The 208-nt window shown below is 73.1% G+C and carries 1 pseudogene; it reads right to left on the reverse strand.

What is annotated here, in order from left to right:
* A pseudogene (locus tag G3N98_RS39575) lies at positions 1-208 on the reverse strand ((2Fe-2S)-binding protein); the annotation flags it as partial.

The raw sequence follows: 208 nt of genomic DNA on the forward strand, positions 1-208 counted from the left end.
CGACGCGGGTCAGCGCCTTCAACCGGTTCAGTTCGGTCGCTGCGCCGCCACGGATGCAGCGGCGCAGCGTCCCCGCGTCGATCTCCTCGCAGCGGCACACGATCGTGTCGTCGGCGCAACGCGCGGCCTGCTCGACGGGCGGCGCGAACGCCGTTTCGAGGCCGGCGCGGAAGGCGCCGATGCGCGCGAGCGTGCGTTCGATCGTTGC

Source organism: Burkholderia sp. Tr-20390 (genome assembly GCF_017104595.1).
In the GTDB taxonomy this organism is placed as follows: domain Bacteria; phylum Pseudomonadota; class Gammaproteobacteria; order Burkholderiales; family Burkholderiaceae; genus Burkholderia.